The organism is Vibrio sp. 1CM2L (assembly GCF_023161695.1).
GTDB lineage: Bacteria > Pseudomonadota > Gammaproteobacteria > Enterobacterales > Vibrionaceae > Vibrio > Vibrio coralliirubri.
This window is the reverse complement of the sequence record NZ_JALNTT010000003.1, coordinates 774428-791566: the sequence shown is the minus strand read 5'-3', so window position 1 is coordinate 791566 and position 17139 is coordinate 774428. Positions and strand designations below refer to the sequence as shown.

Genomic DNA, 17139 nt, shown 5'->3' with positions numbered 1-17139 from the left:
ATTAATAATCTCCGCCCAGTTTAGATGTTTGCTCGTCGAAACGAACAATATCATCTTCTGCTAAATAAGAGCCTGAACGGACTTCGATAAGCTCAAGTGGGACTTGCCCAGGGTTCTCTATCGCATGTGGCATACCAATCGGGATATAAGTCGATTGGTTTTCGCTGATTAAGAAAGTCTCATCACCTTTTGTTACTTTTGCAGTACCAGAAACCACAATCCAATGCTCCGCTCTGTGGTAGTGCATTTGTAGAGCCGTCTTCTCTTTTGGTTTTACGTGTACCTGTTTTACATGGTAACGGTCGCCTTCAGATACCGTGTCGTGTGAACCCCAAGGACGAAATACTTCACGATGCTGCAAATATTCAGTACGGCCAGCCGATTTCAACTGAGACACAATAGCTTTGACGTCTTGTACTTTATCTTTGTTAGCAACTAACACCGCATCTTTGGTTTCAACCACAATAAGGTTTGCTACACCAACCGTTGCTACAAGTTTGTTCTGAGAGTAGATAAAGCTGTCTTGCGTATCTTCGGTTAACACATCACCACGCGTTGCGTTACCGTTGTCATCTTTGTCGTTTACTTCCCAAAGTGCAGACCAAGATCCAACATCGCTCCATTCAGCATTCATAGGGACAACAATCGCCTTATCTGTTTTCTCCATGACTGCGAAATCAATCGATTCGTCAGGAATCGCGGCAAACAAATCAGGACACATACGTGTGAAATCTAAGTCGCCAAAACAGCTTTCGTGAGCTTGGGTACAAGCTTCAAAAATATCAGGGCGGAACTTCGCAAGCTCTTCAAGGTAAACAGAGGCCTTGAACAAAAACATTCCGCTGTTCCAAAGATAGTTTCCACTTTTCAAATACTCTTGTGCTGTCTCTATATCTGGCTTTTCTACAAAACTATCTACAGAGAAACCTTTATCAGAGCCATTCACCTCAATAGAAGCACCGGTTTTGATGTAGCCATAACCCGTTTCCGGTGATGTAGCCCCAATACCAAACGTCACCATCTCGCCACGTTCAGCATAAGGAATAGCCGCTTCCACTGCTTTATGAAATGACTCTGTATCTTTGATCACATGATCAGCAGCCAGAACCAACATCAAGGCATCGTCACCTATGCCTTGGGTCATTTGGGCAGCAAGTGCGACCGCTGGTGCCGTATTACGTCCAACAGGCTCCAACAAAATACCGCTATGTGAAGCGTTAACTCGTCGTAATTGCTCAGCCACTAAGAAGCGGTGTTCTTCGTTACAAATAACAAATGGCGAATGGTGTTCTAATCCATTCATTCTTTCTAGGGTTTTTTGAAGCATGGTCTGTTCATCAGTGACAGATAAAAACTGTTTCGGGTACTTGGTACGTGATAAAGGCCAAAGGCGGCTACCAGAGCCACCTGCCATGATGACAGGAATGAGCATAATTAGATTCTTAAAAAGTTATTGGATAATGGTTAAAAACAACCCAAAACAAAGGTTATATAATTTGATAACACACTTCACGTACAGCAAATAGAAAGTATCTATTTTGATATGCAAACGGGTTCGAAATACCATTTGGTGTGAGTGTGAACGTCATCACGAAGCTTAAGTTCATCAACACTGAACCAACGATAACCTGAGTGTTGAATATTCATAGGCAGCGCGAGGTCTGCTCGATTAATTCTTAACTTATAAGCTATAGCCACGTAATGAGTTGAAAAACTCCCATTAAACACGTTGTCGTCATACAAGTGTGTAAAAGGGCCAATCAAAGAGGCAGAGTTTAGTTCATAGTGCGAACCCAATTCTTCTAACGTTAATCGAGCAAACGCTTCGGATAAAGTTTCGTCTTTAAGTACCCTGCCTCCAGGAACAAACCAAAAGCCTTGTGCAGGACGATTAAGACGTTCGCCAAGAAGTATCTGCTCCTGTTCATCTTCAATGACAAGATCGATTGAAATTAAAGGGGTGTTCTCGATAACGTTCGAAAAACTTTGCTTATCTAAAAACATAAGTTAACCACGGTAGCTATGTTGGTTTGCTAAAAACCAATCATAGGTAGACGCTAAACCACTTTCTAATGGTTTTTTTGCTTGCCAACCCAGATTTCTCAAGCGAGATACATCCATAAGCTTGCGCGGCGTACCGTCAGGTTTAGTCGTATCAAATTCGATTTCGCCATCAAAGCCTACTACTTTCGCTACGGTTTCGACCAACTCACGAATTGTACAATCAACGCCAGTACCTACGTTAATATGACTAAGCATAGGATCAGTATTTGCTCGGTAAATCTCTTCATCTAAATTCATGACGTGAATTGACGCTTCCGCCATGTCGTCTACATGCAGAAACTCGCGCATTGGCTTGCCACTACCCCACGCAACTACCTTGTCGTCGCCAGCTAAAACCGCCTCATGGAAACGACGAAGTAATGCCGGAATCACATGTGCATTTTTTGGATGAAAATTATCATTCTGACCGTATAAATTCGTTGGCATCACTGAGCGATAGTTACGGCCATACTGCCTGTTATAAGACTCACACATTTTAATACCTGCAATCTTAGCAACAGCATAAGGTTCGTTTGTCTCTTCTAACACATCTGTTAGTAACGATTGCTCTGTGATTGGCTGTTGTGCAAATTTAGGGTAGATACACGATGAGCCAAGAAATAATAGATCTTGAACACCATGAGTATGTGCAGCATGAATAATATTGTTTTGAATCGTCAAGTTTTCATAAATGAATTCAGCTGGGTAAGTATTATTCGCAACAATACCCCCTACTTTCGCAGCCGCTAAGTAAACTTGATCAATAATTTCATTGGTAAAAAACGAATCTACCGCAGCAGAATCTAAAAGGTCCAAGTCATTTCGATCTCGCGTGATTACTTCAACGTTTTCATCTTGCTCTAGCTTTCGAACAATCGCAGACCCAACCATGCCTTTATGGCCAGCGACAAATATTCTTTTAATGGTCATGATTCAATTAGCTCTCTAAAGACATTGAAACATCAAAGCCATGCTCTTTTAGCAATGCATGTTGCTTAGCTTTTTTAATATCTTCACCGACCATTTCAGAACACATCTGCTCTACTGTAATTTCCGGAATCCAACCTAGCTTTTCTTTTGCTTTGCTTGGGTCGCCCAGTAGGGTCTCTACTTCTGCAGGACGGAAGAACTTAGGGTTAACCTTAACGATCACATCACCCACGCTCACTGCCGGCGACTTAGAAGAGTCAATACCGACGACGGTCGCAATTTCCTTGATGCCTTCACCTGTAAATTCCAATTCGATACCTGCTTCTTTTGCTGATAACCGAACAAATTCACGAACCGAGATCTGCTTACCAGTTGCTATAACAAAATCTTCTGCCACATCTTGCTGCAACATCATCCATTGCATACGAACATAGTCTTTTGCATGGCCCCAATCGCGTAGTGCATCCATATTACCTAGTTCTAAACAAGATTCGATACCCAAGGAGATGTTAGCAATAGCACGAGTGATTTTACGAGTTACGAAAGTTTCCCCACGGCGTGGCGACTCATGGTTAAACAAGATACCATTGCTCGCGTGCATACCGTAAGATTCACGATAGTTCACTACCATCCAGAACGCATACATTTTAGCGACTGCATAAGGCGAGCGAGGGTAAAAAGGCGTGGTTTCACGCTGTGGGATTTCACGAACCTCACCATACAATTCTGAAGTAGACGCTTGGTAAAAGCGGGTTTTCTTTTCCAAGCCATTGATACGAATCGCCTCTAGCAAACGCAGTGTACCCATGCCATCCACGTCGGCTACGTATTCAGGAGACTCGAAAGACACCGCGACATGAGACATTGCGCCTAGGTTATAAATCTCATCCGGTTGAATTTCACTGACCAAACGAATCAAATTTGCAGAATCAGAGAGATCACCGTAATGAAGCTTGATGTTTGCACCTTGGTTCAACAAGTGGTCAATACGACCAGTGTTGTAAGACGAAGAACGGCGAATAAGGCCGTGTACTTCATAACCCTTATCTATTAGAAGCTCTGCTAGGTAAGAGCCGTCCTGGCCAGTGATTCCTGTAATTAATGCTTTTGGGATTGTCATGATTAAACTCACATAATGCGTACTTAGTACATATTAATTTCAAAAAAATTTATGTCAATGTTTTATACAATCGATTCTAAATCTGAGCAGAATCGCTTCAGTATCGCTTGCTTGTCCAAGTTAGCTTCTGCGTAAGCACGAGCTATATTGTTATACGATTGAGTGTCTCTAGCGAGGAGCTCACTCAGGCCATCAATAAATGCTCCCGTATTTTCTGGCTCTACTCGGTGATAAATCTTCGGGTGTTCCAATTCGATCTTGCCTAGTTCAGTATGCGCTTCCGCAGTTACTAACGCATGCCCGCCAGCAGAAAGGATGTTAGTAAGTTTAGATGGAAGCACTGCATCGGCAGCTCCCTTCTTTTGTACAACCAAATGAACATCAGCTAAAGCGAGCATTTGCGGTACACGCTCCCAAGGTTGTAACGGTTTGAAATAAACATTATCTACCCCTGCCGCTTTAGATATCGCTTTAAGCTCCTCTACGTAGCTACCCGAACCGACCAAAACGAACTTAACACTTTCATCGTCTTGGAATTTTTTAGCAGCTTCTACAACAACCTCTAAACCCTGTTTTTTACCTATATTCCCAGAGTAGAGTACGACTTTGTCATTTTTACCAAAGCCCCATTGCCTCTTTAACACTGAACCATCGGTATTTGGGGTTACAAATGAAGTATCGGACCAATTCGGAAAATAGATAATCTTGCCTGCATCTACACCTTTAGCCTTCGCGTTTTCTATCATCGAATATGATATAGTCGAAACAGCGTCAAAGCGCTTCATCAACCAGCTTTCACAACCACATACAAACTTTTGTAGCAACCCGCCTTTCATCATCCCGAGACCAAACAAAGCGTCTACTTCATAATCTTGAACATGCATTATCGTTTTAGCTCCAACGCACTTCGCATACAACAAAGTAAATGGAGCACAAAACAAAGTTGGTTGTACAAGCATCACCACATCAGGCTTGCTCATTTTGCTTTTAACTAAGCCAATAACTGATGAAGCAGCGAAACTCGCTAAGTGTAGGATACGCTTTAAAGTTGTTGGTTCAGCTGGAACATATATAGGGCAGCGTTGAATGTTGACACCATTTACCTGTTCTTCCCTGAATAATTTACTTGTGAAATCTTTATGGACTTTCCATTCTGGATAGTAAGGGGGGGCAGTAACTACAGATATTGAATGGCCTTGTGTAGCTAAGTCAGCACACATTTCACCGTTATACTTACCGATACCGGTTAGTTCAGGTGAATAGTTAAGGCTAATCAAACAAATATTAAAATCCATCTATTAACCTATATTTTTTATTACTTTAGCCGGAACACCAGCAACAACTACATTAGGAGGAACATCATCAACAACCACAGCGCCTGCTGCGACAATAGAGCCATGACCTATAGTCACAGTCCCGATGATAGTACTTCTATAACCAACAAAATTATTCCCCTCGAGCGTAACTATCCCGGGCTTATTACGTAGACTCCAAAAAAAACTTTCCCTCTCGTTATACAAATCATGGTCATGCCCAACAATAGATACATCACTAGAAATGAGGCAATCATCTCCGGATCGGAAATCTGTTTGAACGAAAAAACCTTTCCCAGCACGGAAGTTATTACCGACTTCAAAAATACTTGAAGAAAATACTTTCACCTCGGGACCGAAGGCAACATTTCTACCGAATTTCAGTGACTTTAGTTTCTTTAATCTAATCTTTAAAAGGACATTTCTAATAATCCTGATATAACCACGAATAGCAATGACGAAATCACTCTTCACAGCATCGGGGTTATATACAACTCCCATTTTAAGACTTGTAACTAACCTATCACTCATTACATTAGCTGAATATGCGACCTGGCAAGCAGCCACAATTTCATTAGAGTCAAATCTAAATTCATTAGATATATATTGAGTAAAGACATCACAAAAACTTTGAATAGAGTCAGATTCAAACATTAAGCTATTTAATCTAGGTTTAGATGCTTCAATCTCTGGGCTATGTGGCTCGTCTTTTGAGACCATCATTGGTACACCGAAAGCAAAGCTTTGTGTAATAGATAATCCTACATACCCTGGAGATACAGAAAATATGGCTTTAGAATATAAAGCCTCTAGTTGTTCAAAGTCACTGATATGACCTTCGAAAGTTGTACACCTTTCTATATTAAGATTTTCCGCTAACTTTATTAAACTAGCTTTTTCTGGTCCGTCACCAACAATTATCAATTCTAAATTATCATAGATTCCCTTCAAAGACGAAAATGCACGTAACAGAAAGTCAACTTTCTTCCTTTCTACTAATCGACCAACATAGATAATACTATTACGAGAACTATTTTCTGTATGTTTCATCTGGGAACATGAATATAAAGAATTAGGAGCTACAATTACTTCACTGCTGGGCTCCTTTTCTAATAGCTCATTTTTTTGTGACTCAGTATAAACAACAATTTGTGTTGCAAGCCTTCTTAATAAACTTCTAACTCTGTCTGTTTTTGAGTTAATTCCACTTCTAGGCCAAGCATGCCCCCACATAACAACTGGTTTAAACATGAGTCTCCGAGCAATTGCAATCAACCAAGTGTTTACTATTCTGGGGTTCATTTCCAATATAACATTAGAGCAAAAGATTGATTGCCAAAATGCACCTATTTGGATCAAAAATCTACGATTTAGAAAGAAAACATTCCTTAGATTGATGACTTCACGAGAAAAACTGACATTGGTTATTGTTGAGGACTCAAAATACTCGTTACCACAAGCTATAGTTAACTCATCAGCCAATTTATTTTCCAATTGAGAAATAACTTCTTGCCTATAGTCAGCGATTGATGTCTGAAGAAGTAAATATTTAACTTTCATATAACCTCATAAAATTAACACTTAAAAAATACAAATAAAAATCAAATAAGAACAGTTCGTTCTCTTACCAATTCAATATCATAACCAAGCAATTTGTACTCTTCTAAATGCTTGTCAATAAACAACTCCAGAGTTGATAACCTTAACTCAATCGCTTTTCCATTCCCGGCCATATTCATGTGCTTAAGAGCATATTCAATATTTAATCTATTACAAACCAAATTAAAATCTTCTTTCAATGACTCAAACTTAAAAATATCATCTACGAGTTTAACATCACCATCGAAAATAAAATCCGACTGAAATTTGATATCATTATTCAACCTCCAATAAAGGTAATCATCAAATGTCATATCTTTTACTATCTTGTGTTGAAAATGGTTGTTATTTTTTTTCATGAAAAAGTAAAGCGACTTTTGCCAATCAAGAGGTTCCCTTACAAAACAAAATTTATAATATTTCCAATATTTATCTCCTAAATGATCCCTTACATCCTTGAGGTATGGATGATATTTTGACAACGGATCTTTAGCTTTAAACCCGAAAGTAACATTCAGAGAATGATAGATAGCTTGATTAAAAATTTGCTTCTTATTGGAATAAGGTAATAAATTATTCCTAATACTTGATCCTGCCACTTTATAAACATGATAGAATAAGAATTGTTTTTTATCTGAAATTAACACTTAAACCTCGGCGTAAATATAAAAAATAAATTAGCGGAACTAAAACTAAACCTCCAGATAGTGCGGCTGTATGCAGCTCTCTAGTGGTAATGAAAAATGCATTCAAAAACATTTGCGAGTTAAATGTAATATAAAGTAACATTGATTCTTTAGATAGCAGGATGGAGATTTTGTTAATGAAAGTAATAATAATTAGAACTATAGTAATGAATAACGGTATTGCGTATAAACCACCAAACGATAAAGCTGTTCCTAAAAATCCTACTTGCATGGAAGTAAGTTCTCGTGAATGATAATAAAATGGTATATGCGCATTTACATTTAAACATTTATCAAGATCAAGTAAAGAGCAAATTTTCCCTACGCTGGCAATACCAATCGGTGATGATTCATATAAGAAATAATCAATCCACAAACGTAGCGCATCACTGCTAGCAAAGAAAACTCTGAATATTAAAGTTTCTTTAATATTTGAAATAAAAAAATCATCATCTATAAGTACACTTGAATATTGAAATTTATACAGTTCCATAACACCAAAACCAAATGCAATAACAAAAACAAATCCTAATGGTACTAATTTCAACACACGATTAGTTTCAAACCCTTCTTTATATTTAAAATTTATAATTAATATAAAAATCAACATAATAAAATACAAAAAGAAAAACTTATTCAACTGAATTGCACAAGTAACTAGCAGAGAAAAACAAAAAAATAAAGTTCTAAGCTTACCAATATTACCCATTAAAAAAGACATGAAAAACATTGAGAAAACAACTGGTACCAATGAGAATCTTATTAAATTGGAGTAAGATGCCCAACCTGTTTCGCTGAAAAGCTCTCTTCTTACTTCAGTATAAGAGAAAGCACTACTGCCGAATAAATATTTAATATGCTCATAAGATATCCCAACACCTTTTTGCAGGGCTAAAGATATCACTACAAAAGCCACGAACATAAACGAAATTCTTGAATTTAACTTGCAGCTTATAGATATACAATCTGATATATCAACTCTATTTTCAAAAGCCCAAACTTTAAGATTAAAAAAAGCAAAAATTAAAAAAACAAAGCTAATAATAATAACATATAAGTCATTAACACCACCCGAAACGCCATACGACAAACGTAGATAATCTTCATAAAGTAAAGATGTATGTGGTCCATATTGAATTGAAAGGAATAAAAACAAGCCTGTATTAAAATCAACTAATTGTTTACGTCGACAAAAAAATGACAATAAATAGAATGAGTAAAATATAAAGTGTATATAGATCAAGTAAACCCCTCAATGAATATTTTTAAAAATAGATATCAATAATTTTTTTTGCTCTAAGCAGATACTTTTAACATCTATATTACTCATTGAATTCAGGTCTAAATTTCCAATCGAATCTAAAGAAAAAACATTACCAGACAAACCAATAGTTTCAAATAAATCAATTATTTTCCTATCTTTCTCATAATCGACAATAGCTAAAGGTATTGCTCCATTTATCATCCCAAGTAAAAGGACGTGTAAACGGTTTGATATTATATATTTTGATCTTGAATACAAATCAGTAATTTGAGAAATGGTATTTGGGCAAGAGGTATCATATAACAAACATGTAGTGTTAGATTGAATTGCCAATCTATTGTTTAATTCGTCATCAAAATTAACTTGACTTACATAACTTATTTCAAACCCATCATTTGAATATTTATCCATATTAAAATCGCTACCGAAAAATCGATCATATCTTAGTGAAATTGTTATTTTATCTCTATTTCCCCCTTCAGACAATTGTGAGAATATCATATCTCTTTCGTCAAAAAAATAAAAACACAGATCAGGACAATACACTGAATTACCTGCCGAAATTATTAACGAACTATTGTCACGGACAAGATTTACGCTACAAATTACATCTCTAAATCTATCAATTCTGTTATATAAACTTGTTCCAGAGTTTGAAATTGAATATGGTTCTCTTATGACTCTCGCACCCTTTAACTTAAAAAAAGCAAAATATATTGTTTGTAATAACCTTTTAAAAGCCAATCTTTTCGTCTTTATGCCAGAGTACCCCCCTGGATTAACTAACAAATTTTTAAACTTAATCCCCTTGAAATCTGGTATAAATTCACCAGTAAAACTAACATTATCGGGTAGAGGTTTATAGCAAAACGAATCAATATAGCAATCGGGGACTCCCCTTATATTTAAAATTATATTTCGTTTTTGTTTAGCTAGCATATCTACTATTGAACGGGTGATCAACAAGTCACCCAAATTTTCATATTGAGTACGCAATGATATATAAAAAATCTCATTAGTCATTTCCAAAAAATCCCCTTGTATATACTTTACTCTTAACCACATACAGTTTTTTAACCATTCGATTAGTTACAATTACATCCGAAACTTCTTTAAATTTTTCCAAATCAGTAATCACTCTCGAATGAAAAAATTCACTATCTTCAAGTACAGGGTCATAGTCAGTAGGTGTTGCAATAACAACAAAATCGGCATCTCGATACGCAAGTGACTTATCTGTTGTAGAAAAGAAATCAAGCGTCTTATTTACTAAAAAGTCTTCAATTTCTGCGTCAGGAATTGGTGAGATTCTGTCGCTCAACATATCGACTTTCTGTTGAACAATATCAAGTGCAACAACTTCATTGTGTTGCGCTAGAAGCATCGCATTTGATAGGCTAACGTAACCAGTTCCAGCGATAGGCATCTTTAGTTTCTTACCCATTAGATAGCCTTACAATTCCACTCAGGGAAGTGAACTCTTACGTAAGCATTAAGCGCAATTTCAGCCTCAGTATAAGACGTAGTAGTTTTCTGTTGATCGCTGCCGGCTTCAAGCTTACTAACCATTCCCGCTCCAACCGTCACATTGGTCATTCGGTCAATAACTACAAACGCACCGGTTTGTTTGATTTGTTTATATAAATCAACAGCAATAGCTTCGTTTAGGCTAAGCTCCACTAAGCCAATTGAATTAAGCACTAATTTATTGGTTTCACTGTTTTCAGCTTTCAGCGCCAGTGTATTTACATCCACTTCATGAATAATATTGTTTACTTGTCCGTTCACTGTTTTGGCTGCGAACTTAAATAAGTATTCTTTATTTGGTTGTAGCGGTGCTTCGCACATCCAAACCATATTCGCTTGTACGTTATCGCCGACTGTTGGGAGGTTGTTGCTGCGTACTAGAACATCACCACGACTTACGTCGATTTCGTCATTTAGCGTAATAGTTACCGCGTCACCTGAAATTGCACTTTCCAACTCACCTTCGAAGGTCACAATACTTTTCACTGTGCTTTGTTTGCCTGATGGCATTGCAGTGATCGCATCACCCGAGCGAACCACCCCAGAAGCGATGGTTCCGCAGAAACCACGAAAATCTAGGTTCGGGCGATTTACGTATTGTACTGGCATACGGAAGTCTTCAAGGTTTTTGTCTTGCTCAACCTTTACCGTTTCAAGTAGTTTCATTAGCGTTGCACCTGGGTACCAATCCATGTGCGTGCTTGGCGTTACTACGTTATCGCCGTTTAGAGCCGAAATAGGAACAAAACGTAGATCTTGAATGTCTAGCTCTTTGGCCATTTCACGGTAATCGGCTTTAATCTTCTGGAATACTTCTTGGCTGAACTCCATTAAATCCATTTTGTTGATGGCAACAATAATGTGCTTGATACCCAGCAAAGAACAAATGTAACTGTGACGACGCGTTTGAGTTTGAATACCGTGGCGTGCGTCTACCATTACAATCGCTAGGTCACACGTAGAGGCCCCAGTTGCCATGTTGCGTGTGTATTGCTCGTGCCCTGGGGTATCCGCAATAATGAACTTACGCTTATCGGTAGAAAAATAGCGATAAGCGACATCAATCGTAATGCCCTGCTCTCGTTCGCTTTGTAAGCCGTCTACTAATAGTGCTAAGTCAAACTCTTTGTCTGTGGTGTTGAACTTTTGGGAGTCTTTTTCGATGGCTGCCATTTGGTCTTCGTAGATCAACTTTGAGTCAAACAACAAACGGCCGATAAGGGTTGACTTACCATCGTCCACTGAGCCACAAGTAATGAAGCGCATTAGGTCTTTGTTTTCGTGTTGCTTTAGGTACGCTTCAATGTCTGATGCGATTAAGTCTGATGCATGGCTCATTAGAAGTATCCCTCACGTTTTTTCTTTTCCATCGAGCCAGACGAATCGTGGTCGATAGCGCGGCCTTGACGTTCTGATGTGGTGGTTAACAGCATCTCTTGAATAATTTCTTGTAGTGTTGTCGCTTCTGATTCCACAGCACCGGTTAGTGGGTAACAACCAAGTGTGCGAAAACGGACCATTTTCTGTTGCACTTCTTCGTGTTCTTCAATTGGCATACGTTCGTCGTCAACCATGATTAACAAACCGTCACGTTCTACCACTGGGCGTTTTTCAGAAAGGTACAAAGGTACAATTTCGATGCTTTCTAGGTAGATGTATTGCCAGATGTCTAGCTCAGTCCAGTTTGATAGCGGGAATACACGGATAGACTCGCCTTTGTCGACTTTACCGTTGTAGACATTCCAAAGTTCTGGGCGCTGGTTTTTTGGATCCCAACGGTGGTTTTTGTCACGGAATGAGTACACGCGTTCTTTAGCACGCGATTTTTCTTCGTCGCGGCGTGCGCCACCGAATGCTGCATCAAAGCCGTATTTGTCCAGTGCTTGTTTAAGGCCCTGAGTTTTCATGATGTCGGTGTGCTTTGAGCTACCGTGAACGAATGGGTTGATACCCATTTCGATGCCTTCTGGGTTTTGGTGAACAATCAGGTCCATACCTACTTTTTCAGCCATTTGGTCACGGAACTGGATCATCTCTTTGAACTTCCAGTTTGTGTCTACGTGCATTAGTGGGAACGGAGGCTTCCCAGGTGCAAATGCTTTACGAGCAAGGTGCAGCATTACTGCTGAGTCTTTACCTACTGAGTAGAGCATTACTGGATTATCAAACTCAGCGGCTACTTCACGGATGATGTGGATCGATTCCGCTTCTAACTGCTTAAGGTGTGTTCTTTTGGTGCTATCTAAGACTGTCATGACGTTGTTATTGCCTTTGGTGTTGCCGCCCTTAATTTAAGTATTAAGTACGAATATTGAATTCAAGGGGAGGTGCTAAAAGCAGATTCCCTATTACGCTCGTCCCTCGCTTTAGGGAATGACGTGTATGTTATCGTTGCTCGCTGCAGGCATGACTGATTCGGGGATCTCAAACCCAAAAACGAGATTCCCTATCACGCTCGTTCCTCGCTGTAGGGAATGACGTGTTTGTTGTCGTTCCTCACTATCAAAAGTGACGTATGTTGTCATTGCTTGCTGTGGGCATGACTGAATTGGGGACCTCTCAACCAAAAGCGAGATTCCCTATCACGTTCGTTCCTCACTGTAGGGAATGACGTGTGTGTTGTCGTTCCTCACTATCGAGAGTGACGTGTGTTGTCATTGCTTGCTGTGGGCATGACTGAATTGGGGATCTCAAACCCAAAAGCAAGATTCCCTATCACGCTCGTTCCTCGCTGTAGGGAATGACGGTGTTGGCGTCCCTCGTTATGGGGAGCGACGTGTTGTCATTGCTCGCTGTGGGCATGACTGATTCGGCGGTCTCAAACCCAAAGCGAGATTCCCTATCACGCTCGTTCCTCGTTGTAGGGAATGACGTGTGTGGCGTTCTTCTTTATAGGGAAGGACACGTATCTTGTCGTTCCTCATTATTTGGAACCGCGCGTTTGTTCTGGTTCGTCACTATTGGAATGACGAACAGGTCGTGGCGCTAACCACCGTCATCCTCGAGAAGGAGGAACGACTGAGTTGAGGATCTCTAAACCAAAAGAGAGATTCCCTATCACGTTCGTTCCTCACTGTAGGGAATGACGTATGTTGTCGTTCCTCGTTATGGGGAGTGACGTAATGTAGTCGTTCGTCACTCTGAGGAATTACGTGTGTGCTGTCTTTCCTCGCTAAGGGGGATGACGATTCCTGCATAATAAGGTTACTTTTGATACGCTACCGCCCTTAGGATTCAGCCCCTAATCTGCTATCAATTTTCTAATTTTTCGTTGTTTGGCTTTGTGTTTTTAGCTAACTTGGTCGTCATAACGATTAAAGCTAATGGGCTTCATTCAGACCAGTTTTTTAGCCATCACTTTATGGGGTGTGATTTTATTGCGTATTTAGTACGCTGTAAAGGCTTTATTGCGTATCTGGTACTTTTTGTTGTTATGGTTGTGTGATTGATTGTAAATATCAAGACAACACGCTGTTTTTATTACTAAATGAATTCAGTTGTACAGATCTAAAAAGGCCAAGCTGTTTCCAACTTGGCCTTTCACTGCGGTGTTACTTGAACTACGTTGCTTAGTTAAACGGGTTGCTTCGCTAGGTGGTTGTCACCATAGCTTCCGTAGTAACCACCATAGCCATACTCGTTCTTTAACGCTTTTTCAGTGACTTGGTTAATCACGATGCCGTCTATCTTTATGTTGTGTGTCATAAAGCGGCCTAGCGTGTTTCTTACACTTGCAAGGCGTGTGCTGTTAGCTTTTACCACAACGGTAATTGAGCCCACCAAACGGCTTATTACTAGGCTGTCTGCGACAGGTAATGTTGGTGGCGTATCGATGATTACACGGTCGAATTGCTCATCTAACTGGTCTAACATTTTAGCGAATGCTTCTGATGTTAAAAGCTCTTGTGGGTTTGGCGTTAACATACCTGCAGGTAAAATCGTTAGGCCTGACTTCTCATCTTTGTATAAGCAGTTTTCTAATGCGTCGCCCATTAACAAGTGGTTAGTAATACCCTGCTGAAACTTCTTCAAACCAAAACGCTCTGCTACTGCTGGTTTACGTAAATCCGCATCGATAAGCAATGTACGTTCTACTTGTGCATACGCCATCGCTAGGTTGATAGACGTTGTAGTTTTACCTTCGCCCGGTAATGAAGAGGTAATCGCTAGTCGCTTACTGTTTGATTGCATTTTTGATAACGTCAATGCAGTACGAATAGAACGAACTGATTCGCTGAAAGAGTTAGCTTCTTTCTCAAAATACAGTGCTTTGTCTAACGCTTTCTTTTTGTATTTCTTCATTGATACTTTTGGTAAGCCACCCAATGGGATTAAACCAAAGCGATCTTCGAACGTTTTTACTGATTCAACGGTGTTACGCAGTGCGTCTAACAGGAACACCATCACAACGGCAAAGCCAAAGCTTGCTACGAATGAAAGCGCAATGATTAACCCTTTCTTCGGCGCAGCGGCTTTTTGTGGGATCATCGCGTAGTCAGTAAAGCGTGCACTTTCTGCTGCAAAGTCACTGGTTGCTGAAGTCTCTTTTTGACGCGACAGGAACAAGTTGAATACGTCACGGTTAGTTTTTACTTCACGCTTTAACGCTTCAAATTGACGCTTTTTAACTGAAATAGTCTGGTAAGCATCTTTATTGGATTTCAGCTCTGCTTTTAGTAAGCGCTCTTGTTGCACTACCGATTTAAGCTCTTGGTCAATGCCATTAACCAGCTCTTTTACCACTGATCTTATTTGGTTATCTAAAGAACGCACCTTTGCATTCGCAGCCTTCATATCTTCATGAGCTGGACCATAGCGTTTCGCTAATTTGCTGAGCTCTTTATCGGCTAAGATCTTTTGCTCTTTTAGCGCCAGAACTTGAGGGTGCTTAGACACAAGTGGGATAGTAATAAACGCTTCTTGAGTTTTACCTTGTGCCGCTCTTAATGTGCTGTAAGAAGATTCAATCTCAATTCTTCTATCTGTAATCTCTGTTAAACGTGTGGTTAAGCTACTGATTGTCGAGCGAGCTTGTGCATCAATGCCGCCCTCTACACCACTGTCATCAACCAGTTTTTCTTTAGCAAGAAAGTCCGTTAGAGCCGTTTCAGAGCCCGACAGTTGTTCTTTTAGTTCTGTTAGTCGGCTGGTGATCCAGTGTGATGCTTGTTGCGTTGCACCTAAACTCGCTTCTAAGTTTAGGTTGATGTATTCCTCACCTATGGCATTAGCAATTACAGCTGCTAGCTTTGGGTCTTCCGATTCAAAGCTGATGTTAACTAACTGAGTTTTTCGAATTGGTTCAATCGTTAAACGCTCTTTAAATGCATCCAGTACCGACTGGCGAATTGCTTCTTGAGCATCTTCTTCGGTTATTGGTGTATTGTCACGATACGCGTCAAACACAGGTAGAGATTTCACTGAATCTACAAGTTGTTCCTTCAGCGACAACTCTGGGTCCAATGACGAGTTGAATTCTAGCTTATTAGTTAAACCTAGCTTGTCGATCACACGCTCAGCGATTTGGTTCGACTTTAAGATCTCAAATTGAGTTAGATAATACTCTTTTTGATTTGAATCGATGCCAACCACTTCTTCAATTGAAACGGCTTTCTTTTGCTTCGATTCAATCAATAGCGTTGCAGTCGCTACGTATTTTGGCGTTAGTGCGAACACCACTAGCGTCGTTAAAATAGTGATAACCAAAGTAAACATGGTGATCTTCAACCAGCTTTGTTTGATAAGCTGGAAATACTTTCCGAGATCGATGATCTCTTCACTGTTCGTATTATTTTCTTTAGAGAGCAATTGCATAGCGAGTTGTATTCTCAATAGATTTAAATGGGTAATTGTCAGACTCTGGCTAAAAGTCTAAAGCCGTCGGTTTCACTAAGTGAGTTATTAACTCACAGCTAAAAAATATTCACGTTTACCAGAACGAACCAATAACATGCAGTGTGTCACCCGGCTGTATCTTTTGATAAAGCGCAACTTCATTTTCAGTATCGCTTTCAAACGCTTTTGTTAACTGTTCAGAAGTGTAACCTTCGTATTCACCTGCTGACGTTAGGTAAACCTTTGCGCTACGGCGGTATTTCGTTAATACGCCACCAGCCAACGAGATTGCTTCTTGTACAGTTAGTGCTGGTTCATATTCGTAACCGCCCGGTTTATTCACTAAGCCGTTTACGTAAATATTTCGATATTGGACGATCGAAACATTAACTTTAGGATTGATTAGCACGTTACCTTTCAATCCATCAGTGATTTCTAATTGAAGTTGCTCTAGTGTTTTACCACCTAGCTTAATTCTCCCTAGGTACGGGTAATCAACTGTTTCGCGGTTATCGATTTTTAGCTCTTCAATTGAAAGGTTTTCTTCGCCATATACGGTGATACTGATGGTATCGCCCGCTGTTAATGTGTAAAGAATTGGTGCTGGCTTTGCATTGCTAACTGCTGATGTGAACAGGGTTAACATCACAATCAATGAACCAAGTAGCTTTTTAAACATATGTTTGCTCTTATTGTTTGTCATTGGTAATCGTTTTTCATTCGTGAATCAGTAATTGAGTAAGCAAGTCGACCTGATGTTGAAAGGTCAGTGACTCTTTATTCGGTGACTCGCGTTTACGCTTGTCGCATTTTGTTAGGGCG

At 39.6% G+C, this 17139-nt stretch carries 14 protein-coding genes; all 14 read right to left on the bottom strand.

Annotated features, from left to right (window positions below; genetic code table 11):
- Nucleotide 1: 1 nt before the first annotated feature.
- The 14 genes from MSG34_RS13590 to MSG34_RS13520 all read right to left on the bottom strand — a co-directional run bounded on the left by MSG34_RS13590 (nucleotide 2) and on the right by MSG34_RS13520 (nucleotide 16996).
- Entirely contained in the window at nucleotides 2-1432 is a 1431-nt protein-coding gene (locus tag MSG34_RS13590) for a mannose-1-phosphate guanylyltransferase/mannose-6-phosphate isomerase (protein WP_248337905.1), read from the bottom strand.
- A gap of 101 nt (nucleotides 1433-1533) precedes the next feature.
- A complete protein-coding gene (locus tag MSG34_RS13585) occupies nucleotides 1534-2004 on the bottom strand; it encodes a GDP-mannose mannosyl hydrolase (protein ID WP_248337903.1) in 471 nt (156 codons plus the stop codon).
- Between the two features lie 3 nt (nucleotides 2005-2007).
- Complete coding sequence (locus MSG34_RS13580; RefSeq protein WP_348983363.1) at nucleotides 2008-2967, bottom strand: GDP-L-fucose synthase; 960 nt, start codon at nucleotides 2965-2967, stop codon at nucleotides 2008-2010.
- 13 nt (nucleotides 2968-2980) lie between these two features.
- Nucleotides 2981-4093: a GDP-mannose 4,6-dehydratase gene (gene gmd / locus MSG34_RS13575; RefSeq protein ID WP_248337899.1), complete on the bottom strand. Its 1113-nt coding sequence runs from the start codon at nucleotides 4091-4093 to the stop codon at nucleotides 2981-2983.
- A 62-nt stretch (nucleotides 4094-4155) separates the two neighbouring features.
- Nucleotides 4156-5388: a glycosyltransferase WbuB gene (locus tag MSG34_RS13570; RefSeq protein WP_248337897.1), complete on the bottom strand. Its 1233-nt coding sequence runs from the start codon at nucleotides 5386-5388 to the stop codon at nucleotides 4156-4158.
- 3 nt (nucleotides 5389-5391) lie between these two features.
- Nucleotides 5392-6966 (bottom strand): glycosyltransferase, encoded by a 1575-nt coding sequence (locus MSG34_RS24195; RefSeq protein ID WP_282449706.1) that lies wholly within the window; start codon nucleotides 6964-6966, stop codon nucleotides 5392-5394.
- 41 nt (nucleotides 6967-7007) lie between these two features.
- Nucleotides 7008-7652: a sulfotransferase family 2 domain-containing protein gene (locus tag MSG34_RS13555; protein ID WP_248337895.1), complete on the bottom strand. Its 645-nt coding sequence runs from the start codon at nucleotides 7650-7652 to the stop codon at nucleotides 7008-7010.
- Nucleotides 7636-8781, bottom strand: a complete 1146-nt coding sequence (locus tag MSG34_RS13550; RefSeq protein WP_248337893.1) for a hypothetical protein — start codon at nucleotides 8779-8781, stop codon at nucleotides 7636-7638. Before MSG34_RS13550 ends, MSG34_RS13555 begins: the two co-directional genes overlap by 17 nt.
- 162 nt (nucleotides 8782-8943) lie before the next feature.
- Nucleotides 8944-9978, bottom strand: a complete 1035-nt coding sequence (locus MSG34_RS13545; RefSeq protein ID WP_248338192.1) for a polysaccharide pyruvyl transferase family protein — start codon at nucleotides 9976-9978, stop codon at nucleotides 8944-8946.
- Entirely contained in the window at nucleotides 9971-10399 is a 429-nt protein-coding gene (locus tag MSG34_RS13540; RefSeq protein WP_248337891.1) for a hypothetical protein, read from the bottom strand. The genes MSG34_RS13545 and MSG34_RS13540 overlap by 8 nt, the downstream gene beginning before the upstream one ends.
- A complete protein-coding gene (cysN, locus tag MSG34_RS13535) occupies nucleotides 10399-11820 on the bottom strand; it encodes a sulfate adenylyltransferase subunit CysN (RefSeq protein WP_248337888.1) in 1422 nt (473 codons plus the stop codon). Before cysN ends, MSG34_RS13540 begins: the two co-directional genes overlap by 1 nt.
- Nucleotides 11820-12737: a sulfate adenylyltransferase subunit CysD gene (gene cysD / locus MSG34_RS13530; RefSeq protein WP_248337886.1), complete on the bottom strand. Its 918-nt coding sequence runs from the start codon at nucleotides 12735-12737 to the stop codon at nucleotides 11820-11822. The genes cysN and cysD overlap by 1 nt, the downstream gene beginning before the upstream one ends.
- Before the next feature lie 1318 nt (nucleotides 12738-14055).
- Nucleotides 14056-16296, bottom strand: coding sequence for a polysaccharide biosynthesis tyrosine autokinase (locus MSG34_RS13525; RefSeq protein WP_248337884.1), 2241 nt, complete (start codon nucleotides 16294-16296; stop codon nucleotides 14056-14058).
- A 115-nt stretch (nucleotides 16297-16411) separates the two neighbouring features.
- Nucleotides 16412-16996, bottom strand: coding sequence for a polysaccharide biosynthesis/export family protein (locus MSG34_RS13520; RefSeq protein ID WP_050645240.1), 585 nt, complete (start codon nucleotides 16994-16996; stop codon nucleotides 16412-16414).
- Nucleotides 16997-17139: the final 143 nt, after the last annotated feature.